General features: G+C 39.2%; 20 protein-coding genes, 1 pseudogene and 2 riboswitches. Of the genes and pseudogenes, 5 read left to right on the top strand and 16 right to left on the bottom strand.

What is annotated here, in order from left to right; genetic code table 11:
* The first annotated feature begins 174 nt into the window (after positions 1-174).
* The 4 genes from DFO73_RS16735 to sufU all read left to right on the top strand — a co-directional run bounded on the left by DFO73_RS16735 (position 175) and on the right by sufU (position 3,171).
* Positions 175-1,122 carry a CobW family GTP-binding protein gene (locus DFO73_RS16735; protein WP_110065863.1) on the top strand — a complete coding sequence of 316 codons (948 nt, stop codon included), beginning with the start codon at positions 175-177 and terminating at the stop codon, positions 1,120-1,122.
* Positions 1,123-1,295: 173 nt separating this feature from the next.
* Positions 1,296-1,688: a (2Fe-2S) ferredoxin domain-containing protein gene (locus tag DFO73_RS16730; protein WP_110065862.1), complete on the top strand. Its 393-nt coding sequence runs from the start codon at positions 1,296-1,298 to the stop codon at positions 1,686-1,688.
* Positions 1,689-1,701: 13 nt separating this feature from the next.
* Entirely contained in the window at positions 1,702-2,691 is a 990-nt protein-coding gene (locus tag DFO73_RS16725; protein WP_110065861.1) for a CobW family GTP-binding protein, read from the top strand.
* Positions 2,692-2,811: 120 nt separating this feature from the next.
* Positions 2,812-3,171: a Fe-S cluster assembly sulfur transfer protein SufU gene (gene sufU, locus DFO73_RS16720; protein ID WP_309043626.1), complete on the top strand. Its 360-nt coding sequence runs from the start codon at positions 2,812-2,814 to the stop codon at positions 3,169-3,171.
* 276 nt (positions 3,172-3,447) lie between these two features.
* On the opposite strand, the gene DFO73_RS16715 is transcribed toward sufU, so the two are convergent.
* The 14 genes and pseudogenes from DFO73_RS16715 to DFO73_RS16645 form a co-directional block, all read right to left on the bottom strand.
* Positions 3,448-4,434: an ABC transporter substrate-binding protein gene (locus DFO73_RS16715; protein WP_110065860.1), complete on the bottom strand. Its 987-nt coding sequence runs from the start codon at positions 4,432-4,434 to the stop codon at positions 3,448-3,450.
* A 23-nt stretch (positions 4,435-4,457) separates the two neighbouring features.
* Positions 4,458-5,222, bottom strand: a complete 765-nt coding sequence (locus DFO73_RS16710) for an ABC transporter ATP-binding protein (RefSeq protein WP_110065859.1) — start codon at positions 5,220-5,222, stop codon at positions 4,458-4,460.
* 2 nt (positions 5,223-5,224) lie between these two features.
* The gene (locus DFO73_RS16705; protein ID WP_110065858.1) at positions 5,225-6,265 is read right to left on the bottom strand and encodes a FecCD family ABC transporter permease; all 1,041 of its coding nucleotides are present in this window, start codon (positions 6,263-6,265) and stop codon (positions 5,225-5,227) included.
* A complete protein-coding gene (locus DFO73_RS16700) occupies positions 6,262-7,098 on the bottom strand; it encodes a class I SAM-dependent methyltransferase (RefSeq protein WP_110065857.1) in 837 nt (278 codons plus the stop codon). Before DFO73_RS16700 ends, DFO73_RS16705 begins: the two co-directional genes overlap by 4 nt.
* 64 nt (positions 7,099-7,162) lie before the next feature.
* Positions 7,163-7,702, bottom strand: a complete 540-nt coding sequence (locus DFO73_RS16695; RefSeq protein ID WP_110065856.1) for a cob(I)yrinic acid a,c-diamide adenosyltransferase — start codon at positions 7,700-7,702, stop codon at positions 7,163-7,165.
* 12 nt (positions 7,703-7,714) lie between these two features.
* Positions 7,715-7,945 (bottom strand): annotated as a pseudogene (locus DFO73_RS16690) (nitroreductase family protein); the annotation flags it as partial.
* Between the two features lie 180 nt (positions 7,946-8,125).
* Positions 8,126-8,304: riboswitch (cobalamin riboswitch) on the bottom strand.
* Positions 8,305-8,595: 291 nt separating this feature from the next.
* The gene (locus tag DFO73_RS16685) at positions 8,596-13,059 is read right to left on the bottom strand and encodes a hypothetical protein (RefSeq protein ID WP_110065855.1); all 4,464 of its coding nucleotides are present in this window, start codon (positions 13,057-13,059) and stop codon (positions 8,596-8,598) included.
* Positions 13,037-13,783 carry a DUF6063 family protein gene (locus tag DFO73_RS16680; protein WP_110065854.1) on the bottom strand — a complete coding sequence of 249 codons (747 nt, stop codon included), beginning with the start codon at positions 13,781-13,783 and terminating at the stop codon, positions 13,037-13,039. Before DFO73_RS16680 ends, DFO73_RS16685 begins: the two co-directional genes overlap by 23 nt.
* Entirely contained in the window at positions 13,783-15,294 is a 1,512-nt protein-coding gene (locus tag DFO73_RS16675; RefSeq protein WP_258309524.1) for a hypothetical protein, read from the bottom strand. Before DFO73_RS16675 ends, DFO73_RS16680 begins: the two co-directional genes overlap by 1 nt.
* Complete coding sequence (locus DFO73_RS16670; RefSeq protein ID WP_258309522.1) at positions 15,285-16,223, bottom strand: DUF2220 domain-containing protein; 939 nt, start codon at positions 16,221-16,223, stop codon at positions 15,285-15,287. Before DFO73_RS16670 ends, DFO73_RS16675 begins: the two co-directional genes overlap by 10 nt.
* A 381-nt stretch (positions 16,224-16,604) precedes the next feature.
* Positions 16,605-17,135 carry a cell wall hydrolase gene (locus tag DFO73_RS16665; protein ID WP_110065851.1) on the bottom strand — a complete coding sequence of 177 codons (531 nt, stop codon included), beginning with the start codon at positions 17,133-17,135 and terminating at the stop codon, positions 16,605-16,607.
* 361 nt (positions 17,136-17,496) lie between these two features.
* A complete protein-coding gene (locus DFO73_RS16655) occupies positions 17,497-18,438 on the bottom strand; it encodes a hydroxyacid dehydrogenase (protein ID WP_181396040.1) in 942 nt (313 codons plus the stop codon).
* A gap of 1 nt (position 18,439) precedes the next feature.
* Positions 18,440-19,621, bottom strand: a complete 1,182-nt coding sequence (gene gltS, locus DFO73_RS16650) for a sodium/glutamate symporter (RefSeq protein ID WP_110065848.1) — start codon at positions 19,619-19,621, stop codon at positions 18,440-18,442.
* A 12-nt stretch (positions 19,622-19,633) separates the two neighbouring features.
* The gene (locus tag DFO73_RS16645; protein ID WP_110065847.1) at positions 19,634-20,308 is read right to left on the bottom strand and encodes a 4-carboxy-4-hydroxy-2-oxoadipate aldolase/oxaloacetate decarboxylase; all 675 of its coding nucleotides are present in this window, start codon (positions 20,306-20,308) and stop codon (positions 19,634-19,636) included.
* A 169-nt stretch (positions 20,309-20,477) separates the two neighbouring features.
* Here DFO73_RS16645 and DFO73_RS16640 point away from each other — a divergent pair, with 169 nt between their 5' ends.
* On the top strand, positions 20,478-21,377 hold the full coding sequence (locus tag DFO73_RS16640; RefSeq protein WP_110065846.1) for a LysR family transcriptional regulator: 900 nt from the start codon (positions 20,478-20,480) through the stop codon (positions 21,375-21,377).
* Between the two features lie 132 nt (positions 21,378-21,509).
* Here the strand turns inward: DFO73_RS16640 and add are convergent, their stop codons facing one another.
* Together add and DFO73_RS16630 are read right to left on the bottom strand one after the other, a co-directional pair.
* Complete coding sequence (gene add, locus DFO73_RS16635) at positions 21,510-22,511, bottom strand: adenosine deaminase (protein WP_110065845.1); 1,002 nt, start codon at positions 22,509-22,511, stop codon at positions 21,510-21,512.
* 59 nt (positions 22,512-22,570) lie between these two features.
* Positions 22,571-22,670: riboswitch (purine riboswitch) on the bottom strand.
* A 318-nt stretch (positions 22,671-22,988) separates the two neighbouring features.
* Positions 22,989-24,590: a BCCT family transporter gene (locus DFO73_RS16630; RefSeq protein ID WP_110065844.1), complete on the bottom strand. Its 1,602-nt coding sequence runs from the start codon at positions 24,588-24,590 to the stop codon at positions 22,989-22,991.
* Between the last annotated feature and the right edge of the window lie 1,132 nt (positions 24,591-25,722).

The following is a 25,722-nucleotide window of genomic DNA, read 5'->3' as shown; positions in this document are numbered from 1 at the left end:
AAATAAACTCCTTAACACCGGATAAATCGTAATGAATACGATTTGGTTTTTTATAGTTAATTTACCATCAATTTTATGTGGAAACAAGCAGCAATTTTTTTTAGTTGTATCGCTTGTGCAGATTACTGATTATTTTTATACTAAATCGTAATAATTACTATTTAAGCGAAAGGAATGATTGAACATGAGCAAGGAAAAAAAACAGAAATAAATATACTATCCGGATTTCTTGGCTCCGGGAAAACCACACTTCTCCAGCGGTTATTAAAAAATGAAGAGAAACGGAAAAGAAAAGTGGGAGTGGTCATGAATGAAATTGGCCAGGTTTCAATTGATTCGGCCACAGTGCCAAAGGACACTCCTTTAAAAGAACTATTGAATGGCTGTGTCTGCTGCACGCTATCAGACAAACTGGAAGTCCAAATGTATGATTTATTGGAAAACCATAATCTTGATGTGGTTTATATTGAAACAACAGGCGTGGCTCATCCTCTGGAGGTTTTGGATGCTTGTTTGTCCCCTCTTCTTGCAGACAAGTTAAACATAGGAACAATTATTAGTGTCATAGATGCTTCAGGCTGGTCCAATCGCCATAGCTTTAAGCGTCCGCTGCAAAAATTAATAACCGAACAAGCCAAACATGCGGATGTAATTGTGATAAACAAAGTAGATCTCATTTCAGATGAAAAACAGGAAGAAATCATGAATGAGCTGCATGCTTTAAATCAAACAGGCAAAATAGTGACAGCTGAATTTACGAATATTGATATTGATAGCATGACAGTAAGAAAAACATCAAAGGATGCGGCAAGAGAAAAAGTTCATGCAACCGAGCACCTCCATATAAAAACATATGTCCATACCTTTGAAAATCCGGTCAATAAAAATCGATTTGAAGAATTCCTGAGAAATATACCAGAGAACATTTATCGGATCAAGGGCTACATACGATTTGAAGGAGATCCAGCTACTTTCCTCTTTCAGTATGCTTATGGAGTTCCCTATCATACAAACGCTGGAATAAAGATGAAGGAATTGCTGGTTTTTATCGGTGATGAATTGGAGCATGAAGTACTGAGAAAATCGTTATTACAGCTTGAACATGCCCCCCGCCAAATGTGACTTGCCGATTGTCATTTTTCTTTTCTATTTGCTTTTAAAATAAAAAGCATATAAAATTACACCATAAACCGTAATCATTACGATTTGTTTTTGGGACGGATGGCTGGAAAATGCCAAGAAATCTTCGTTGCTCAAAAAATTTCGCATCAATTAACATTGGGAGGTATTTAAAAATGGCAACTTGGGATTTAAGCAATACAAAGCATCACCTTCTTATCTGCAATGGAAGCAGCTGCAACAAAGCCGGAGCAGAAGAACTGACCCAAGCGATCCGGAACGAAATTCAAAAAAGAGACCTTGATGATGTCATCCATACCACTCGTACGCGATGCAACGGCCGCTGCCATGATAAATGTGTCTCCATTCATTACCCAAAAGGAACATGGTACAAAGACTTGAAAGCTGAAGATACTTCTCCCTTCATTGATTCAATTCTCGAGGAAGAGGATTATACAGAAAAAGTTAGCCATACGTTTACGCTTGAGGGTTTTGTTCGGAGTTCAGGCACCAATAGAGGCGTGTCAAAGGATAAGGAAAAAGTAAAAAAGGCTTCAAAAATTTTATAAGTGAGGGAAAAACATGAATTTCCTGCAAGACAAAAAAATACCCGTAACCATTCTAACCGGCTATTTAGGGGCTGGAAAAACCACATTATTAAACCGCATTCTAACAGAGAAGCATAGTCAGAGAGTGGCTGTCATCGTGAATGAGTATGGCGAAGTTGGAATTGACAACCAGCTGGTGGTTAACTCTGATGAAGAAATATTGGAGATGAACAATGGCTGTATTTGCTGTACAGTCCGCGGAGATTTAATCCGTATTTTAAGAACGCTTGTTTTTTCGATGGAAGAAGGTCATGTAAAGTTTGACCGTGTCGTAATTGAAACGACCGGTCTGGCTGACCCTGCACCTGTTGCCCAAACGTTCTTTATGGATGACCTCTTATCGGAAAAATTCCAGGTTGATAGCATTGTTACGGTGATTGACAGCAAACACATCACCCGTCATTTGGATGGACATGATGAAGCACAGGAACAGATTGCTTTCGCTGATGTAATTATCTTAAACAAAACAGATCTGGTTTCAGAGGATGAGCTGGCTGTACTAGAGGGCAGAATCGCAAATATGAACCCTGCTGCTAAAAGGCTGTATAGTAAGAATTGCAAAATAAATTTGGCCGATATACTGGGAATACATACTTTTGATGTGAGCCGCAAGCTTGAAATCGACCCTCATTTCCTTGAAGACCATCATCATCACCACCATGACGATAAGGTTTCTTCCATCGCTTTTCGGGAGGAAAGACCTCTTGATATGAACAAGGTAGACCAATGGATGAGCTATCTTGTTCAGGAAAAGGGCGAAGACCTGCTCCGATATAAAGGGATTCTCCATATCAAAGGCTTAGAAAAACGGGTTGTTTTTCAAGGCATACACATGCTGTTCTCAGGATTTCCCGACCGGAAATGGAAGGAAAACGAAAGCAAAATGAGTGAGCTCGTGTTTATTGGAAAGGACTTAAATAAAGAGGAATTAGAACGGCAATTCAAAAACTGTATTGCCAATTAATACAAAATCTGTTCCACAAGGGAGGAATGCAGCCCTATGCTTGACAATCTGTACCGTCAAGTCATCATTGATCATTATAAAAATAGAAAGAATTTTGAAGAGCTCTAGGGGGAGGATGTAATAAAAGTCCACTATAAAAACCCTACCTGTGGAGATGTAATGAATTTATATTTACAAGTGGACAACGGAACCATAAAGAAAGCAGCATTTCGCGGTGAGGGCTGCAGCATTAGTATGGCCTCAGCATCCATGATGACAGAACTGTTAAAAAATAAAACGCTTACTGAAGCAGCTTCTTATAGAAAAGCCATGGAAAATTTAATTCGACGAGGCCACATACCTGAATCCATAGATTTAGGAGACAGTATGGCATTACAAGGAGTTCATGCATTGAGAGCCAGACATAATTGCGCTTTGATGACTTGGCAAGCATTAGATCGCGTATTAAAGGATCACCAGGAGTATACAAACTTTTTGTGAATACACACTTCAGGGGGACGTATGGAAACGAATAGTTTTTCTTTTCAAATAGGAAAATTTAAATTAGCTGTTGCTTTCCCCGGGGAGGAACGGGAGCCTCCTCGGCTTCACCTGCGGGGTCTCCCGCTCCCTCTCCTCCCGCAGGACATTGAATAATCTTCCCTGAATCAACACCGCACGAAGAAAATGCGAATGTATTTTCGAGGATCAAGTGCCCTCCGCTCCAATCAGCTCAGCGGATAAATCTATTTTGAAATCTAAACCCTTACAGACAACCTAATTTTTAAAAGCTTCCGGATAAAAACCTTTTGCCAAAACCTCCAGCGCTTCCCCGACACGAACTCCTTCAGATGCTGCTGATAAAGGCAGGATGACAAAGCGTTCGTTTTGTACGGCAGGTGTCTGGCTTAAGGCCGGGTCTTTTTTAAGGAACTCAATTTTTTGTTCTGCAGTTGTGGAACCATAATCAATCACTACAATGACATCAGGCTGGCGTTCTACTGCATCTTCTTTTGAGACGGTCGCCCAGTTTCCTTTTACATCTCCAAAGACATTGTGGCCGCCTGCCATTGTGACAAGTGTATTCATGAAGTTTTGTGTCGCTGTGAATACATCTGTTTCACCGCTGTCGTAAACCAGAACATCCAGCGGCTCTTTTACATCAGGCAATTGTGATGTAATGGCTTCAATCTCTTGGTTCATTTGAGCAACTAGTTTTTCTCCGCGTTCTTCCACCCGGAAAATGGTTGCGATATTGCGGATGTCACTATAGATATCTTCCAGGGTGGGTGCCACTTTAACAGATGAAGATTGTAAGTAGCTGTTAATGCCTAATTCCTTTAGTTCTTCACGTGTTGCAATGTTTTTCTCATTGAAGGCACTTTCCCAGCCGCCATATAGAAAGTCTGCTTCCTCTGATATGACTTGCTCTTTTGATGGATACTTTTCTGCTAATACGGGAACTTTGTCGTATGCCTCCTGTAATGGCTCATAAATCTCGTTATCCAAAAATGCTGTACCAGCCATTGAATCTTCTAAACCAAGTGCCAGCATGATTTCAGTCACATGCTGATTTAATGATATAGCACGCTTTGGCGCTTCTTCGTATTCATTCACAAATCCTTCATTTTCAATAACTACTTTCTCCGTTTGCTCCGCTTGTTCACTATTCACCTTTGCCGTGTTTGCCTCTTCTGCTGAGCATGCGGCTAATAATAGTGCTGCAGTTAAGAACAGGAAAGCCCAAATTCTGCTATTTTTCATGTTAATAGGTCCCTCAATTCAATTTAATCGTTTGTGTAAAAAAATAAATGAAGTTTTTGGGTAAATGGGTTTTTCGTAACACCAGCCTGCATATGGAAGACTTCCTTCAATGTCTCTTCTGTCAGGACCTGCTCCGGTGTTCCTTCCATATAAAGAGCCCCATCTTTCATGACAAGCAGTTCATCACAATACCCAGCTGCCAAGTTTAAATCATGGAGGGCTGCCACAATGGTTATCGGCAGATCCTTTACTAAATCCATTAATTGATATTGATGTTCAATATCCAGGTGATTGGTCGGTTCATCCAAAATTAAAATGTTTGCCTGCTGTGCAAGAGCGCGTGCGAGCATCACCCGTTTCTTCTCGCCGCCGGATAATTGGCTAAAGGTGCGGTCTTCTAAGTGAAGCACGTTTGCAAGCAGCATGCTTTCTTCGACGATGGCAACGTCTTCGTGGTTATCAGCGGCAAGCCATTTTTTGTACGGTGTCCGCCCCATCATGACTAAATCTTTTACGGTAAAATCAAAGAGTACTGGTGTTTCCTGACTCACAACCGCTATTTCCTGAGCAAGTTTTTTCTGCGGGATAAGTCCGATCTCTTTTTCATATAGCGTCACTATACCACTCGATTGTTTTAAATGACGATAAATGATTTTTAGCATCGTCGATTTTCCGCTTCCATTCGGTCCAATGATGCCGACAAATTTTCCTTGTTTAACGGAAAAAGTGATATTGTTTAAGATTTGCTTGTCTGACATTGAAAAGGCCATATTTTTGACTTGGAGCATCCTTATTCACCGTCCCCAAAAGAATAACGTTTTCGCCTAAGCATCCAAATAAAGAATGGGCTTCCGCAAATGGCAGTAATAATCCCGATTGGCATTTCTTCGGGCGCCAGCACCATACGTGCGGCCATATCCGCCCAAACTAAGAAAATGGCACCCGTGAGGGCGCTTATCGGGAGAACCATTTTGTAATTAGACCCTGCCATCATCCGCACGATGTGAGGAATAATCAGTCCGACAAAGCCAATGCTTCCGCTGACTGCGACGACCACACCAGTCAGAAGAGATACAAAGAGAATGATAAAAATTCGAAACCGGTCCAGATTAACGCCAAGTGTCGCGGCCGTTTCCTCTCCAAGCAATAAAGCATTAAGCTGCCGATAATTCATGAGCAGCAGAATAAAAACCAGCAGAAGTGAAAAAAATGGGATGCCCAGATTGGACCATTTTGCGCCTGCCAGACTGCCGAGCATCCAATACATGACCGCTTGAATACCGCCCTGCTGCTTGGACATCATCAGAATAAAATTGGTAATGGCGGATAACACCATCGAAACGGCAATCCCTGCCAAAAGCAGACGAATGACAGAGATGCGTCCATTGACACGCGCTAGAAAAAACACGATCATGACCGAAAGGATAGCCCCTAAAAATGCGGCCAAGGATATAGCATACTCCCCCAGAACGCTGAATGCACCGAGTAAAATAACAGATGCAGCTCCGACAGAAGCACCTGAAGATACACCCAGAATGTAAGGATCTGCGATTGAATTCTTTACTAAAGCTTGAATGGCTGCCCCGCAAATGGCCAGTGCGGCACCTACAATGGCCGCAAGTACAATTCGGGGGAATCGTATATCCCAAATAATAACCATCTGTGCCTTAGAAGCATCTGTTACTATGAATATACCCAGCTTTGAGAAGAGTACTTCCCAAATAAGGCGTGGGGTAATGTCCACAGATCCTACCATCACGGCAAAAGTCATCGAAGCAAGCAGCCCCGCGGCCAATACAGCTATCAGTAATATAAAACGGGGCCTAGTCATATATGATTCACAGGCTCCCAGCTGATGATTGCCGCATGGAAAGGATAACGGTACACAAACTGGCCGTCCTCTTTGGAAATAAATCGTTCCAATGAAGCTTCCACATTTGCTTGTTCAAACCGGGGAGATAAGATTTTCTTGCTCCCGGCATCAATTAACTGCTGCCATGTATCATATCGATGCTCCCGCTCAAGCTTTATCATTTCACAATCTGCATAAATGCCTAACTGGTACAGCATGTTGACGATCATGATATAATCCCGGCGCGGGTATTTAATGTCATAGCCAAACTGCTCATCCAATAGGACGTAATGCGGCTGAATAGGGCCAGTCGTTAAGCCGATTATGGCACGCTTTGCTGCCAGCCTGTTCATTTTCTTCAGTGCTTCATTCATTTCATACATTCGATAAAAGCAGTTCACCCCAACCACGACATCATGCGGCTCCAATTGTGCTTCTTCCCATTTACTGTGGACAAATTGGATAGGGGCCTCCTCTTCAAAGTACTGCTTTAAATAAGCAAGCACACTCTTTGAACCATCCACCAGTGTTAAACTTCTGACATCCTGGCTGAGCGGAAAGGTATAGTTGCCCCATCCCGGACCGAATTCAATACAGCTTGAGTCTTCCGGGATATGCTTCTTCATTTTTTCGTAGATCCTTTTGGCATACTCATCTGTCTGCTTGTATTTCTTTTTCCTCATGGACTGCATCCAAAAGGCTTCCTCCAGCTCATCATCTACCATTCGCTCCGGAATCTTGCCATGCCAATCCAGCATGCCTTCCTTCCAGAGCTTCTCAAAATCGTATAGCAAAGGGGATTCTTTTATCATTAAAATTCTCCTCAATTTCCAAAACCTAAATAGATGCAGGATCCTAAATACTCGGGAGGGCTGCTTAAAACTCCAGCCCCTTCATGGCTTTAACATCCTGTTCGGCATAATAATGTTTAGTGGCATCAATGGTAGACACTAGATCGGCTAATTCGAGAATGGCAGGGTTTGAAGAACGCCCTGTGATCACCAGATGCATCGTTTTTGGACGGTTTTGAATGGCATCCAGCACTTCAGGTAATGGCAGCACATCGTCAATGGGAAATCGTGTGATAGCCAAAGCATTATTCAGTTCATCAAGCACTAAGACATCTGTTGTTTCATCTTTTAATTCTTCTTTTACTGTCTGCCAGGCGGTCGCAAGTGCTTCACGGTGCTCCTCCGCTGTTTTCGTCCATGTAAACCCGATTCCCAGCTGCACGGTTTCAACACCCAGTTTCCTGAGGGCCAGCTGTTCACCATATGTACGTTCCGGTGATTTAATAAATTGGTAGTATTTCACCTTCATGCCCCGGCCAATTGCCCTTAATGCGACACCAAGCGAGGCAGTTGTTTTTCCTTTGCCATCGCCTGTATAAACTAACAGCATCCCTTTTTGTGCCATGAACAATCCTCCTTAAAGCCAAGTTGTCTTTTCAGCAAATGGTGTACGCTTCTTCTCGGAAGTGATTTCTTCTGCCAGGTAGCCGATGCATAGCGTCCCCACTAATTGCTCTTGCTCCGATGCACCAATAAAATCATGCTGTGCTGTATCATGCACCAAGCCAACACCTCGTGTACGCCATACCATGCCTAAACCCAGCTGTTCGGCCATCAGCCACATCGATATGATGGCACTGCCTACTGCATCCAATGCGCTTGCGCTAGACAGTTCTCATCGTTCTGCTTACTTACCAAATAAAAAATGCCCGCACTCCTTTTCAAAGGAATACAGGCATATGAAATGACAGTATAAAATAAGCATACATACTGAAACTCAAAAACAATTGGCATCAATTGTCCGGCCTATGCTTCTCCCTCCGAAAAGCAAGTGTCGTTTAAATAAGCAGGTTTCCTGACTTAAGCTTCATCCTACTCTTATGCCTTCCCGATTTCTCAGTGGCATTGTAATTTCATCAGCTCTTACAGTAGCGGGGGCTGTACTAGATTTTCACTAGTTTCCCTTTTACCTCACCTAATGTGAGCACTTATTTAAATTGATCTATTATTTTTTTCTACTATAACATATCATTTTCAAATTTGTCATATTATTTTTTTGAAAAATTATAGAGAAGATTCAATAAACCGTTTACCTTGAGGAACAGACACTCACTTATAAAGAAAAATAACTGAATATTGGGTGCTAGAATAGCTTAATAGAGATGGATGATAGATGTCCTTTGTGTTCCTACAGCTGGAGCTCACAGACTAATGCCCTATCTACAATCCACCATATCCCCTCAAGAGAACATTTCAAGTTAATTAGTGGATAGTGGATAGTTTTACGTTTAAATCCTCTTATTGAACAACCTCTTCCCCCTGATAAATCCGAAACGCCGGAACAATTGTATCCGACACAATCTCTTTCCCTTTTTCCCGAAAAAAATCCAATTTATAATACGCATCAAACCTCTGGCTGATTTCTGTTTTCACCAGTTCAGGCGGGGTGACGACGATGAATTGGAACTTTAGTTTATCGGCTACGGCGAAGATCGGGTCAAGCACATGGGCTGATGCTGCTTGTCCAAACGGGTTATCACAGACTAACGGAACCCAGCTTTGGTCGGTTTCACTTTTAACGGATAAGAGCATCATCATCATGACCATACGAGCAGATAGCTTTTGGCCTCCACTGCCATCGGATTTCGTCTTCGAACCCTGATTGATCGTCTGCCAGGTTGAATAATGCTCGCGCTGCGGTTTTCCGTACATGAAGGCATTGTCTGTTCGCATGTTATAAACCAAAAGCTCTGGGTAGCGATTTCTGAGGGAAACAAATAAAATCTGCTCATCACTGATGAGCTGCTTGATTTCCCGATCCAGCTCCAGATTATTGTCATCAATCATCTCAAAACGCTTCGTAATTTTGTTTATCGCTGAAACAAAATGCTGCTTCAGCAGCGGTTCAACCTCTTCCGCTTTTTTAGGCAGGATATCTTCTTTTAGCTGAACAAGCGGGAAAGATCCCCTTTCATTCTTCAGCTTCATTTTCGCAATCATGGAGCGAATCGCCTCTGAAATGCTCATCACCTTCATGCTTGCACGGCTGGCCCAGAAGTTTTGCGCTTTTTCTGCCCGTTCTTTGTCACGTTCCAATTGCTCCAGACCACTCTGTGAAAAGCGCTTCATGTTTTGAACGACACTTTGAATATGCGCATAATGCCTTGTATCCATGTGATCGAGCGTAGTTAAGACTTCATTCTTAAAACGGACCTCCCAATCCTTTCCTTCAATATTAAGCTTTAAATTACGTAGGGATTGTTCAATTTTCGCGTGCTTCTCCTGGCCTTCTTCCTGAATATCTTGATGTTTTTCACTCCAGGATATGATACTTTGCCTTCCATGACTCTTAATTTTCTCAACATCTTCTTCCGTAAAGGCAGCCGCTTCCTCTTTCAGGATAACGGATAGAGTTAACAGATCGCCTTCAAAACCAGCTATGTTTTGTTCGGTTTCTTTTTTGCGCTGTTCCGTTTGCTTGATCTCGGCATTCGTTTGTTTTGTCTGGTCAGTAATTTCAACGGTCTTTACTTCCAAATCAAAGTCTTCCCATTCTTCCGGCTGTTTGTCATGCTTGTCCACTTTTTTTGCTGACTTTTTACGCTGATCAATCGCATGCTTTAAAGACGTTTCAGCAACGGTTACGGCCGTTCCCTGTTCGCGTTCCTCTTTCTCAGCTCCCTTTGTTTCCCTTGCAGCCGTCTGTACCATGTTTTCTAAAATACTCATTGGTTCATCTGGTTCCGAAGCTTCCTTCCACTCTTCGTTTAGAGCAGTAAGTTTTTTCTCCAGCTTCTTTTGCTGCTTCTGTTCGGATTCTCTTGTCGCTTGAATCGCCAGCAATTCACTGGCTTGTTCTTCTTTCGATTTTTGAAGCTGTTTCAGTTCATCGATGTTTCCGTTGACCTCTTCTAAAATCTGCGATGATAAACGCGGGACCTCTTCAGAAGCTTCAGCTTTATTAGATGCAGGAAAAGCCGCACTTTCAATAAAGAAGCTAATTTCCTTAATATTTTGCTCGGTTGATAGCTTCCATTCCAGATACGTTTGACTCCACTTTTCCTGCAGATCGACGATGGTTTGGTGCTCGCTGGCAATCTCCTGCTGGGCGGCTGCGAATGTATCCTTTTGTTTCTCTTTTTCTAGCTTTACACGTTTATTTTCCTTATACAGCGACTTTTCACGGTCAAATTCCTCAAGTGTTTCCACATCTTTTGATAGTTTTTCAATCTTTTCTTTAGTCTTCTCCAGCTGTTCTCTAAGTCCCAGCTGTAATTCTTTTTCTTTTTGCTCTCGCACGATGATTGCCTGTAATTCAGTTTTCTTGGCAATCATCGCTTCCTGTTCCTGATTCAGTGCCCGATCGATATCACTGGCAAGGTCATTGGCCAGGAAGCGGTCGATTTCTTTTAAAATTCGGCGTAAAGATGTTTCCGTTTTTTCGATCTCTGCAAGTGTATCTTTCTTTTCTTCTATTTGTTTCGTAATCTTAATTTTCCAGTTCGTGAATTGATTTTTATCCGTCAGCAGTTCCTTCTCCGTACCGGTGATCATCACAAAGGAACCCTGCTGATTTTCGCTCGTCATTTCTTCCCGCATAAAAATCGGTACCGGACTCTTAAACATTCTTCCTGCCAAAACCTGCTGATTAATTTTCTCCCATTGCGGCTTGCTGACGACTAAACCGTAAGGAAGGAGCGGATGCGTAAGCAAATGGTTCGCCATTTCCTCATGTCTTAAAGATTGGAGATATTGGGACCCGTAAAACACGTCAATTCCCGTCTTCTCATCAATCCACTCCTTCATTTCCTTTACATCATTGTTCGCAATCCAGAAATGTTCATCATTCAAGGCATAATCCAGCTGTGTTTCCCAAAGCTCTTTTTTGATTCCTTCCCCCTGTTCCCGATTTTGAACAAGGAGCTCTTCGATTTGTAAAGCATACTTTGATAAAAGAGCGTTCGTGAACGGTGCCGTCACATCATCCAATAAAGCATGAAGTTTATCGGCCAGCTTCGCTTCTTTTTGCTTTTGCTCTTCATATTTGATCTTTAACTCTTCACATTTTTCTTCTGAATACTGAATCGATTGTGCTAGGATACCATGTGAAGCCGCAAGCTGATTCTGCTTTTCATTCGATTGTTTATCTTTTGCCTGCAGATCTTCCAGACTAGCTTTTTTGGTTTCAATCTGTTTTGACAGATTTTCGATAAAGCCCTGTAAATCATAGGTTAAGCGATCGCCAAATTCTTTGATAAGTTTTTCTTCTTTCGACTCAAATTCATGAATTTGCGTATATAGAAAATCAATTTCCGTATGAAGCTTCGCAATCTCTTTTGTCTTTTGCTTATCTTGTTTTGACAGATCGTTTGATTTTTTCTTCAGGAACTTTTGATATCCAAAATAATGCTGTACTGCTTCCTGAATGGCCCCGGAAGATTGCTCCCATTTCTGAGCCGCTTCTTTTTTGATTTCATCCATTCTTTGGTTCACTTGCTCCAAGCCGCTATTTTGCTCTAATTTTGCAATCTGCTGTGAAAGCGAGCGAATGCTTTGTTCCCCTTCATGCCATTCTTTCAATAATAGCTGAAAAGCCAGCTCGTCTTTTCTCTCCTGCTTTTCCTTTACAGCTTCCTTCAGGATCGTATGCTTTTTCTGTTCTTCAGCTAATTTCTTATCCCAATCCAGCACTTCTCTATGCGTTTTTGCATACTCGAGGTTGTCTTTCTGAAAGCGCAGATCCACTTGCTTGGATGTTAATTTTTCGATTTCCTTCTCCAACTCTAGCAGCGTTTCCTCTTCCGTTTGCTTCAAATGTTCTAAAGCACCAAGAAGTTGTCTTCCAACTTTGATACTGTCCTGAACAATTTCTTTATGCTCGACTCCTTTTGCCAGGTTCGCTTCAAAAGGAACAATATCTTCTAAGAACTCTTTGTGCGCTTGCTCTCTCTTTAAAAGAACAGGCAGGTCCTTCGCAATACTTGCCTGACTCTTAAAAATCTCAACAAGATCGTTCTTTTGATGTTCCGTTCGATGCAAAACTTGACTAACAGTAGGAATAATTCGTTTTTGGAACAGGGAATGATCATCCTCAGCGCCTTCAAAGTATTTACCAACGCCGCCTTCATCCTTATTAATTTCTTTCATAATATCCCAGTCTTTTCGGTTAATTCCGTATGTATCAAGGATGCGATAATGCTTTTTCGTATCTCGGTAAACGTCGTAGCCATTCCATTTTAAGTAGTCTTTCAAGCTTTCCGTTTCAGCAGCTTCACCATTTTCATGGAGTGGAATATGCTCAAGCGATGCTTCTTCTTTCCGTTCAAATTCCCTTGTATAGAAAGTAATATTAGGAAGAATTTTTGCTTCCTGTTCCAGCGATTTACTTTCATTTCCGCTTTCTTCACTGAGGGAAATCCGCTGTTCAGCTGAAAACATTCCACCTGTAACTAAATGCCGGCCGTCAGCACCGTCCAGCTCCCATTGAATAAGAACATGAAAGGTATAAGGAATAAATTGCTCTTTATTGTTAAAAAAGAATTGCTGATAATAGCGATTGTTTTGTTTTCCCCACGCTGTTCCAGGTTTGAGGATTTGGAAGATGGTTTGAAGGAACACACCTTTACCTCCCCCATTCATCATGGAAATGAGACCATTTGTGGATGTCTCGTCATTATGGAAGTTAAAAGTCGTATCCTTGTATTGTTTTTGCATGCCATCATACTTCAGGCCGGCAATTCTAATTCGATGGATTTTCGGCATGCTCACCCTCCTCATTCTTCATTAGTTCCTTAAGCATTTCATAACGGTCATAATCGTGATAGAGATATTCAATCCGCTCAAAAAGCTCCTGTTTCGGAATCGCCTTTGGAATATCATCCCGGTCGAGGATGGCGATTAACTCTTCCGTCTCTAATACGCGCATGGCACTGGCGATTAAACCGATTCGGGTTCGTCGATTCGCTTTTTTAGCTCCGTAATCGTCGGTGTCGACCTCCATGTATTTCCATGTTGTCACTACATCTTTCATATCAATTTTTTCTTCTTCTCCGAAGGCCGGTTTCGCTTTAAGAATGGCATCCCAATTCATGATGACATCATTGACTTGACGTTCCAATGCGTAGTAGCTGATTCCTTCTCGCTTCGTGCGGATTTTAGCAGCCTGATTTCGGTCGATGCTCGCTAAAAAAGCCATAATGACAACGCTAATCAGATGAAAGTGTTTCTTTGTTTCAATTTGCTTATGCTTCTCTTTCATATGTGTAAAATTCGTCGCAAAGACGGAGCCTGTCGGCTGTACTACCAATTGAATCCGTTTAGGCGATTCAATAATATATGTACCAGATTCGTCTGCCAGTAAAAGAACAGTCTGTCTTACTTCCGGAACAAAATACGCCTGGAAGTGTTCGCTGTTTTCGTCGATGACTTTCTCTCTTAATAAAGTAAAATAAACAGCTGATGCTTTTTTGATCGTTTCTGCACTCATCATTTCTCCTCCTGTACACAGATCTTAAAGGGGGTTATTTTCATTTGATACCAGAGGAAAGGTTCCGCTCGATGATCAAACTCGGTATAAATTTTCAGGCCTTCAAACACTTGAAATTGTGGATACTCCTGTATGAGTTTATAAAGAAGAATTTCACGTTCATCGCTTAATGTTTCTTCATTTCGATGCAGCACCTGAACCTTCAGTGGCTTTTTATCAAACATCATCCATAAATCAATCGTTTCAGATTCTTCAAACCATAAATCCTGAACTTCCAGCGGCAGTGTCGATAAGTCTGCCAGTGAAAACTCTCCGTACGTTTGCAAATATTGAAAAACATAGCTCCATGCCTTAATAACAGAATCCCAATTCGTTACCCGCTGATGAGTAATGCTTTCTTCTTCCTCTTCTTCCACTGCTGTCTCCGTTAGCTGATTTTCATCAAATTCCTGTTCGCCCCAAATCCAATCCAGCGGCAAAATAAATTCATTCTTTGGTGAGAATAAAGGCGATAATACCTTTTCGACCGTTTCGAAAGAATGGATACCTTCCTTCATAAACCAGTTTTCATAAATATTTTCCCGGAATGAAACAAGGCTCGTTTCCCAAAACAGAGATGGGTTTTCAGCTTTTAATTTCAACTCATAGGAGATATTTTGAATAACCAGCTTGGCAAAACGGTCATGCAATTGCCTTGTATGGCCAATTTTTTCCTGGAGAAGCATCAATTCTCTTTGAATAAGATCATCTTCTTCATTTCTTCGTTTCGTTTTTTCAATCATGCTGCTAATGGTGCGAAAGTGATTTTTTTCTTCTTCGAATTGCTTTTCGATTTCCGCACGATTGTCGGCCCTTTGCATTTCTTCTTCCATCAATAAGATTTTGGGATTGTTGATCATTTCTTTTTGAAAGGAGAATTCTTTTGCCATTAAGCGGTTTACTCGTGAAATGAGGTGATCGAGGTTTCGAGTAGCCTTGCGAAAATTACCGTTTTTAATCAGCTGCATGCTATAGAGCTGTTCAATCGTGATCGAGAATTCCTCAGCCATTTCCCTGCTCATAAAAATCATTTCCTGAGAGACATCGGTGAGTTTGTAAACAATGGATCCGCCCATCTCCAGGTTTGTATATAATTCATCCATCGTGACATAGCGGAAGACCTGAGTCTCCCATGATTGTCTCATTTCATCGTAATATAAAGCTTCAAACGGTTTACTGTACTCTTCTTTTCCCTGATATAAAAGCCCGCTCGTAATCCGTTCAATTTGCTTATCATCAGCCAAAAGCTTCATTTGTTTAATCGAATCTTCCACCATATACTTGATATCCGATTTCCGCCGATGATCATCATCATTTAGTTCCCGATAAAAGATGGTGAGGAGCACCTGCATGAGAATCGTTTGGATATGGGGCTTTAACTCTCCGACTTCCATTCCTCTCCCAAGCTCAAACAATGGATTTAATCGCTGCATCCGCTGGGCGAATCCTTCCCATGATTCGTTCACATCCATCTCCTCCATGTTTCAATTGTTAAGACTTCCTGAGGAACCCGTTTATTTTCCATCCATAATTTCATTAATACTTCCTGCTCTTCTTCAGTAAACCACTCAAAGAACGAATCGCGGTATTTGAGATTTAGAATTTGACCGGATTTCTGATCATTTCTTTGATCAAGACATTCGAGCATTTTACGATAAATCTTTAATGCAGGCTGAATGCAGCAATCTGGATATTTTTCTATCATCCGAGTGATGATCCCGTATCCTGCCGCATCGAGATCTCCTGCGTAATAGAAAAGATACGATTTTGGCGGGAAAATTTTAAAGAAAAATGAAAAGCTCCGTTCAATTTTAGTGCCTTCCCCATAAATGATGAGTTCTGGCTCATAATCCAGCTGATCCGCTTCCAATAATTGAATCGAAGTATGGAAGAAAGATAGATTCTCTACAATCAGCACTCTCTGAATATCTTTGATTTCTTTCCCCTGCTTTATCCAAAATACAAAAGGCTCCCCGTATTTCACCACTTTAAGCTGCTCTTCTGATACACCAATTCTAACTAAAAAGCCTTTTCCATCAGGAAAACTAATCCCATCCAGCAAGAATTTTTCATGGCCAAACAGCTCCAGGCTTCTTTCCTCCAGTGACACGATTTCCCGTTCCTCACTGGATTGGAGAAAAGCATATAAATTCTGGATCCTATTCCATTCCTCTTTCGTTTGCCACTCCGGATGCCTTTCATAAAAGGAAAAATTAAACAGATCATTTAATTTCATCATCTCGAGACGATCCCATTTATCTGCCTGAACTTTTATATTAACCCAGTAATATAATGGCAGAGATGGTGTTCTGCCATTGTATTGATTGTTATGTATAGGGTTAAGCTGACCTTCATCCTCCAGTTTTTGGATGGCTTGATAAAACAATGAATAACCGTCCATCTCGAAATAATCATTTAATAGCTTACGCAGCTGAGTTTCTAAATCGTTGATGCTTATTTTTTTTTTCTGTTTAGGGTGTTGAATATCTGAAATAAAACTTCTCACCCTTGTTTCAATGATATCGATATTGTTTCACCTTCTTAAATCTAAACTGCCGAATAGACTCCTTTATCCAACATTCGACATCCTTCATTATAACGAATTGCGTAATGCTTGGTAAGTGAATTCCTCTTAATAAAAAGGCATAGCCATTATCTCTAATTATGGAAGTGGTGAATGATTAGGGTCCTCTTCTATAGTCATTCATGTGTGACGGAGACGCTTACCTGTCCTATTTTTCCTAACAAAAAAAGCGCGCAGCTTTTATGCTGTACGCACTTTTTAAATTGCAAATGAGTGATTTCCGATTTTTTTTATAACTTCACGAGAAAAGATCCAATCACTTGTAGCTGTTTCAGGATTGTAAAAGTAAAGGAGCTCTTCATTTTTCTCTTGATCAATAAGAGCTTTTTCAACGGCCTTGATTGCTTCATTACTAGCAGGTTCATTAATTGAACCATTTTGAACTGGTTCAAAAGCATTCCTCTGATAAATAACATCCTTGACTGTATCTGGAAATTGTTCATGCTCAACACGATTCAATACAACGTCAGCAACGGCAACCTTCCCTTCGAACGGTTCGCCTTCTGCTTCAGCCTGCACGAGACGGGCAAGCAGCTTTTTCTCTTCCTCTTTAATAAAACGATGATCGGTTACAGAATACTCTTTCGTGTCGACCTCGACTTTTTTATATGTCAATGTTTCTGCTGCCTTTTGATCTACTGACTTAGCATCAAAATGATTCGCAGGAAAAATGCTATATGAACCCATTATGAGTGAAATTGTAACAACAAAAGCAAATAGATTTTTCATTGTAAACCTCCTGTTTGTAGTTTTAAGGATAAAAACAGGCCATTTATAAGGCTAACAGGTTTACAAGGATATCTCCTTAGTGAATCATTGGGAGAATTACCAATCATGAAAAGGGTATTCCATTTGCTGTTATAATGCCCTAAGTTATACTGTTGGTTATAGGATGCTAAATACACCCTTACCTGAAACAACCATACCCCCTTAATTAGATCAGATGCCTTGGTCAAGAAAGAAGTATTGAAAAATGAGGACAAGGTTAAACCTTGTCCTCATTTTCCAAATTATTAGTAAATTATTGACCTAAATGAAATACATCTATGCAAAGCAGTGGGTCAGGCACTCTTTCAGCTTATTAATGTCATTAAATGATCTTAGATAAGGTCTCCTCATTATTCATCAGCCTTACTATTTCATCTACTGCCTCTGTTCCCATTCGAATAAGTGCATCCTTTGTATTTGCCCCATTATGCGGTGTGCCAATAAAGTTATTACATGTTAACAATGGGTGATCTTTTGAAACAGGTTCTTCGGCAAATGCATCGATGGCTGCACCAAATAATTTGTTTTGCTGTAACGCATGATAAAGATCCTTTTCATTGATTATTTTTCCTCTAGATGTATTAATAAGAATTGCATTCTTTTTCATAAGGGACAACTCACGTGCGGAAATCAAATTCTCTGTATCCTTTGTAAAAGGAACTGAGATACTAACTATATCACTTTCTTTTAGTACTTGATCTAAATCTTCGCACTTAATAAATCCCTCTTTTTTACAGATTGATTCAGTTGTATAAGGATCATATACAAGCACCTTTGTATTAAAGGCAGCTTTTAGTTTCCAGCCTACTAGTGTGCCTATACGGCCAAGTCCAATTAATCCAACTGTTTTATTTTGCAGCTCAAACCCAGCTAGTTCAAAAGGAGAGTTTTTTTCAACTCCCTTTTTTACCATAGTGTGTGCAAAGGTTACTTTCCTCGCACAATTTAATGCGAGAGCAATAACTAATTCAGCAACTGAATTCATATTTGCATGAGGAGTGTTTGTCACTATAATCCCCCTGCTCTTTGCATAATCCAAATCTATATTGTCTACTCCTACTCCATGCTTAGCGATTATTTTCAAATTAGGCATTTGATCAATTATCTTTCTTGTCATCTTAAACGTCCGTACAATTACTGCTTCTGCAATAGAGTAGTTTTCAATTTCTTTATTTGTCCATTCCACTATATCGAGTCTCTTTCGGGCATATTCCAAAGCCACTGGATCAATCGGGTCAAAAATGAATGTTTTAATAGGGATCACCTCATAAAATATTGATGAATAAAGTTATGATAATGGGGTTCAGCATACTTAAAAAGACGGCTACAACGACAGGTAAAATGATCATAGAATTCGGTGATGGACCATTCTCTTCTATGACAGCCTCCATGTTTGCCACAGCATTCGGAGTAGAACCTAAACCAACACCGCTCATACCAGAGGTCATTACTGCAGCGTCATAGTTTTTCCCCATAACCCTATAGATGATAAAAATAGCAAACAACATCATGAAAATCGTCTGAATCAGTAAACAAATAATCATTGGGATAGCAAGATTTAATAGATTCCATATTTCCAGGTCCATTATTGTGAGGGCAAGAAATAAGTTTAATGCAATAGCTCCAATAATATTTATGGATTTTAAACTAATTGGTATATTCCTTGAATCAATGATATTTCTCAAAATAGCAGCTATAAATAGTCCGCCAACATAGTCTGGCCAAATAAATCCAGTAAGATTTAATAACATGACCAACAATGTTCCAAGCCCCATTGAAATAAGGATTATGAATGAGCTATTCATCAATGTCTTATCATTAATCTCATTAGATACATTAGTAAGGTCAAGTTCAATTGTATTACCAGTGTCCTTTGATGATAGTTTATTTTTTTTGATTAGATATTTCGCAACTGGTCCACCTATAATACTTCCCATCACTAAACCAAATGTAGCAGCAGAAAGAGCAACCAGCGTGGCATTTTCTATTCCCATACTCTCTATTGTTGGCCCAAATGCAGCTGACGTTCCAGGGCCTCCTGCCAAGGCCATTGATGCCATTGTTAGTCCCAATAAGGGATCTATTCCTGCAAGGGGGGAAATGAGAGGAACGAGTGCGTTTTGCAATATTACTAATATGATAATTAACACGGCTAATTTCAAACCAATTATTCCAGTTTTCTTTAAATCTTTCACACTGAATGAGAAACCAGTTGCTGTAAAAAACGCAATCAGCAGTATTCCGCTTAACGATTGATCAAGTTCCACACTCCATGACTCCGTTTGATTACCGACTAACATGATGATTGCAAAGAGTAATCCCCCTATCACAGGAGTGGGAATAAAATATCTCCTTAAAAAACCAATTTTTTTCTTTAGCACACTCCCAATTAGTAAAACAACCACCGCCAGTGCAAGTGACTGCGTTAGGTCTAAAGAGATAGACATTATACCACCACACTATTCATAAATTTTGATTCCAAGTTTATCTAATGTGTCTTGCATATTCATAATCTCAAAAGTATCTTTTCCTTGTTTTAACTGTTCAATTATCTGTTTTTCAGAATTAATTTTTTTTTCACATTCTTCATAAATGCTTTCAATATCTAATCTTGGAATAACCGCAACTCCATTTTCATCAGCAATAATTAAATCTCCTGGGCATACAGCAACTCCCCCACATGACACAGGCTTGTTGACAATACCAGGATTACTCTTATATCCGCCCCTAGCGTTTATGCCTGACGCAAACATCGGAAACTCCAAATCTTCAATTTCTTTGACATCTCTCACTGCTCCGTCTATTACAATTCCTTTCACTTTACGCTGCATTGCATTGATTGTTAAAATCTCTCCCCATAAGCCAGCGTTTTGATAATTCCCTGCATCAACAATTAGGATATCACCTTCTTGAGCCAGTGTGACCCCAACATGAATCATAAAGTTATCGGATGGATAAGTCATAACTGTTAATGCTGGTCCAACGAATCGAGCACCAGCCCATGTCGGCCTGATTCTAGCATCCATAATGTTTTGTCTTCCCATTACGTCTCCAATGACAGGAGTTGGAATCTGAGAAAACTTATTAATCCAAGTACTGCTCGGTCTTTCAAAACTGCTACTAAAATTTTTCATTTTAACTCCTCATATTATTTTATTGACTTCCGGAAATCTAATATAAGAGTAGCAAACGCTTACATATTTTAAAAACGAATGTTTTTTATGTTAATTATCAATAATTTAGATTATTATAACTATTATAATCAAATGCTTAATTATATTTAATTAAAGAGGGTGATTTTTCATGAATTATAAATTGCTAGAAACATTTGCCGTTTTAACAAAGACATTAAATGTAACTAAAACAGCAGAAAAGCTTTATCTGAGCCAGTCTACTGTCAGCTATCGATTGAAAGCACTCGAAGATGAACTTGGGGTAATGTTGGTGGAAAGGGATCGGGGATTTAAAAATATTAAATTAACTGCTCATGGGAAGGCTTTTATGTCCATTGCCCTCGACTGGGAAAACATAAATGATAAAATTAAAAACTTCAGTTCCTTCTCCTCATTAAAAACAGTCTCTATTGGAGTGGTAGACAGTGTAAACAATTACCTGTTCAGCAATATTTATAAGGAGATTTTTAACAATCCCTATGTTCAATTAACCATAAAAACCCAGCACACAGATGAAATTTATGAGCAAATAGCTGCTAGAATTATTGATGTAGGGTTTGTTTTACATCATATCCCTATAAATCAAATCGAATGTAAACAAATTTTGGATGAAAAAATGGTCTTAGTAACCAAATGCACTCATTTGGGGAATTCAAAATCAGTTGACCCCCAAAAATTAAATCCAGAAAAGCAGATTTTTTTAAATTGGGGTGATCAATACTTAAAATGGCACAATAAGTATTTTCAACAAGAGTTAAACCCTAAATTAGTTACGGACTCCACTTTACTATCTTTCGATCTACTGGATCAGGATTCATGGTTAATCGTTCCCTTAAGTGCCGCCCACTCTCTTAAAGAAAAATTTAGGGATATTTATATTGTTCCGTTTAATGAAAATCCTCCCCATAGGGCTATTTATATGATTACAAATAAGACTCCACTATATAGCAATAGAGAGGCCATTGAAGACTTCAAAGCCCTTGTTGATAAGCATATGGATGCTCATAGAATCTGGCAGGATAATCAATAGGTTTCAGAAAAAAAAGGTGCCTGGCCCCAATCATCAATACTAACGCTAAAAAGCAGCTGGTCAGGCACTTTTATTTTCGCTTTCTGTTCAACAGTCAAAGAATCTTTTTTTTTAAAAATATAAATTTTAATTTTATATGTCTAGCAGGTACTTCTTTAGTTTTTCCTTAGTTTTTTCATCTGCAAAAGAGGCTTGCACACTATTCATGTAAATTTCTTTATAATCTTCATCACTCATAGCATATTCATTACAAACTAAATCGCATTCCTTCGCCATCGTTGTATCTGATACCGTTCTGTTGTCCGTATTAACGGTTACTTTTATTCCATCCCTATGAAAGTCGTAGATTGGATGCTCACTAAATTGGTTTACTGCTTTGGTTTGGACATTACTTGTTGGACACATCTCAAGCACTACCTGTTTTTCCTTTACAATGTTATAAGCTTCTGCACAGTCTTTAATAAATACACCGTGTCCAATTCTTTCAGCCCCTAACCATTCTACTGCCTCAAGCACATTTTTTCCGATTCCCGTTTCACCGGCGTGGATCGTGACTCTGTAGCCATATTCTCTAGCCAACGCGATTGGTTCAATGAATTTTTCGCAAAACCCTTCCTCTTCGGAAGCACACAAATCGATCGCGACAACCCCTTTTCCAAGGAATATCTTACCCTTTTCGACGACCTCAAAAGCACTTTCCACCGCCATCGATCTCATACATGACAAAATGATATTTCCTTTAATATCAAATTGTTCTTCTGCCTCTTTCATTCCCTCTATCACACTTTGAATGATTTCTTCTACAGATAACCCCATTTTCGTATGAAGTAATGGGGCAAAACGAACCTCCATATATTTTACATTTTCCTTTGCTGCATCTTCAAAAAGCTCAAAGGTAATTCTTTTTAAATTTTCCTTTGACTGCATCACTAAATTAGGGATGGAGAATCTTTTTAAATATTCATCTAAGGATTGGCAATCTAGTGGAGCAATTAGTTCTTCTTTAATCTCTTCTTTATCAAAGGAAGGTATACTGATTCCTTCTCTCTTTGCAATATCAATGATGGACTCAGGTCTAACACTCCCATCCAAATGGCAGTGAAGTTCAATTTTAGGCATTATAGAAAAATTCATCGTTGGACCTCCTCGATTTTTATAAAAAAAAATTCCTGATTACGAAGAAAATACAAATAAAATGCTTGTATCTTCTTCGTAATCAGGAATTATTGGTTCCTGGTAGAGACCTCCAAACCATATTATTGGAGTTATACGAATTTGAGTATTCCATTAGGTTTTTTAAAAGGATAATTAAATTTATCTTTATTGTCAAGGAGTTTGATAGATCTCCTCACAGGTTATTTTTTCAACCTTCTTTTTCAAACTATACCAATCCCGCTTTTCAAGTGAAATTACCTTCGATTGATAAATTATATTTTTTCCCTTATAAGTATACTTTACCTGTTTAATGAGGATGTTTACCAATCAAATAAGTCTTATAAAAAAGTGCCTGCCCCCTCACTCATTAACGTATTAACGAGGGATCAGGCACCTTTACTTTTTATATTCGTCAAAAAATATGAATCAAATGAATGAGCTCATATTTACTTAGTATTAGAAATTACTAACTTTACGTACCTTACCTTCTTCTACAACATCTTTTCTTCTTACATTCTTTTCCCATGCCCGGTCTTCATCCATCATTTTCTTGGCAGCATAAATAGTCAAGAATTGAATAAAAATGATTGGTATTCCCATTAGACCGGAAAGAACTTCCAAAGGTGCGAGTCCACCTATTCTCATCAATACAAGAGCTATGGCAGTCACAAGTGCAGCCACAATTAAGCGTAAACCTTTTGAAGGCTCAAATTTACTCATGTTTTTTGTGCCCGTGTAAGATGCAATCGTATAAGTAGTTGAGTCTAGTGTGGTCGTTAGGAAAATCGTTGTAACAACCACAAAAACGATCATTGCAATCGTAGAAAAAGGTAAAGAAGCAAGTATTTCAGGGATGACTGTCATTGAATTTTGTTCCTGGACAATTTTTAATACAGGAACTTCTCCCGTAATATATCTATGCACACCAAGACCCCCAAGGATCCCAGTAGCTACCCACGAAATAAGTGTAGGAGCTAACAAATAAGTTAAAATCATTTCTTTTATCGTTCTGCCACGTGATATCTTTGCAGCAAATATACTATGCAACATTGCCCATGTAGCACAATAAGCAAACCAAAAGACGGTATTGCTTTCCATATACGAGTTTCCTTGCTGACCTAATGAATTTGTATAGAGAGACATATCAAGATAATTAGAAATTAAAAACCGAATACTATCGGTAAAATAATTAAGAATGAATAGTCCAGGTCCGGCAATCATGATGAATAAAGCAAAGACACCGGCTAAATACATATTTAAAGTACTTAATCGTTTAATCCCTTTTTCTATGCCTAAATAAGCACTAACGGAAAATAATATGACCCAGATAATGGTCACAAGTAACGTTAAACCAAATGTAACCTCGATATTTGCAAGTTTTGATAAATTATATGTTATGATGGGTGTTCCCAATCCTAAGGTAACGGCTGCCCCGGATATTATACTAACTAAGAAGATAATATCGAGGATTTTCCCCCCTACACCATTTGTAAATGTATCACCAAAAATACAACGACACGCTTCGGAGATTCGCATAAATGGTTTTTTACGAACATGTAATATATATCCCATTGCAGGTGCTGCCATTACAAAGATAGCAAAAACTTGAAAACTCCACAAAAACATACTATACGAATTCCCCCACAATAAGGCTTCTGCCGATTTTGCTTCCGCACCAAAAGGGGGGTTCAGGGCAACATCCGTCCATTGAACCATACCTGTCCGCATGATTGTCGATCCCAGGCCCATTGCAATTAAAATAGAAGCATATTCAAACATTGTATACTTCGGTTTCTCGTTTGGATCACCTAAAACAACCCGCCCATACTTAGAAAAAGAGAAAAACAAACCGGCTACAACCATTAAAACTGCATACCATAAATATCCCCAAGTAAACATTTCCACAATCCTATTAAACATATCATTTAACAAGGCTATGGATTTAGCCTCGTTCATTGAAAATGGAATACTAATTCCAAGAATAATTAATACAGATGGTATAAAAATTTTGTAATCTATTAATCTTTCTCTACTCGTTCCTTTTATTCCATTATTCATTTAATAACCTCCAGTACTTAATTTCTACTCTAACACCAGAAAGTAAAAACGTATATGACTGAAGATATAGCCACAGAAAACCAACAACATCCTCGCATTAAATAAAGCGGGGGTATATGAACGTATAATTTCGGGATGTATATTGGCATCAAGTCGATACGTCTTACTTATCCCAGCATTACAGAGATAAACTAAATATTGCTTTTAAATTAGAACGGTGGATTTCTTGTTATAGGCATTTCCTTTTTCATAAACAAACAATCTTTTCCCTATTTATTACAGAATGAAACATTCCGTGATTTGATCGAGAAAAACACAGAGAAAACTTAACCTTCCCAAGATAGATATCAATCACAAGCAACAATAAAATAAAACTTCACTTCAATTGATATATCAGATTGATGTCCAATAAAGAAAGGCTATGATTCATAATTTGAATGGAAAAAACGTGGGTTTTATGTAAGGAAAACACGGCCAGTTGTCTATAAACCAAAGGAACCAATTGAAAAGAATGACAACTTGCCTCCTCCATTATGGGGATTAAAAATACAGTGATAAAATAGCTTTTAAAAAAGTAAAAGGCACCATGGATTAGGTCCTTTTCCAATATAAAATTATTTTAGGAGAAGTAACTGCTTTTTTTAGCTATCGACAGAATACCAGTATCCTTTTTTATGGACTTTCAGATTGTTATTACTTCATGCCACGTTTAATTGGATGAAATCCATAAGTACATTCTTAGCAATACTAAATTTATTGTAACATAACATTCAGATAATATTGATCATTCGTGAAAATATGAGACTATATTCGATAAGTTTCTTATTTAATGTTACAACTTCATTATTAGGGCTGGATAAAGAACAGATCCCAATTAAAAAACCGCACAGGATTCACCACTGTGCGGCAAAAATATGTATATTTGGCGAAACCGCCTGGGAATCGAACCCAGCTGACCTGCACGCAGGTCACAAGCGGTTTTGATAGATGGTATGTAATTTCTAGTATCACAAAGTTCCTTTAAGTCCTATACAATAAGGTTTCTGTTATTTAAAGTATTTTGTTGTAACATTAAATTTTTAAAAATGGCACCTAACTTTGCACCGAGATTTTTTCGATGTTTTAGGGTAAA

The sequence above is a fragment of the Cytobacillus oceanisediminis genome (genome assembly GCF_003182355.1).
Taxonomy (GTDB): domain Bacteria; phylum Bacillota; class Bacilli; order Bacillales; family Cytobacillaceae; genus Cytobacillus; species Cytobacillus oceanisediminis_A.
This window is presented reverse-complemented; position numbering and strand designations above follow the sequence as displayed.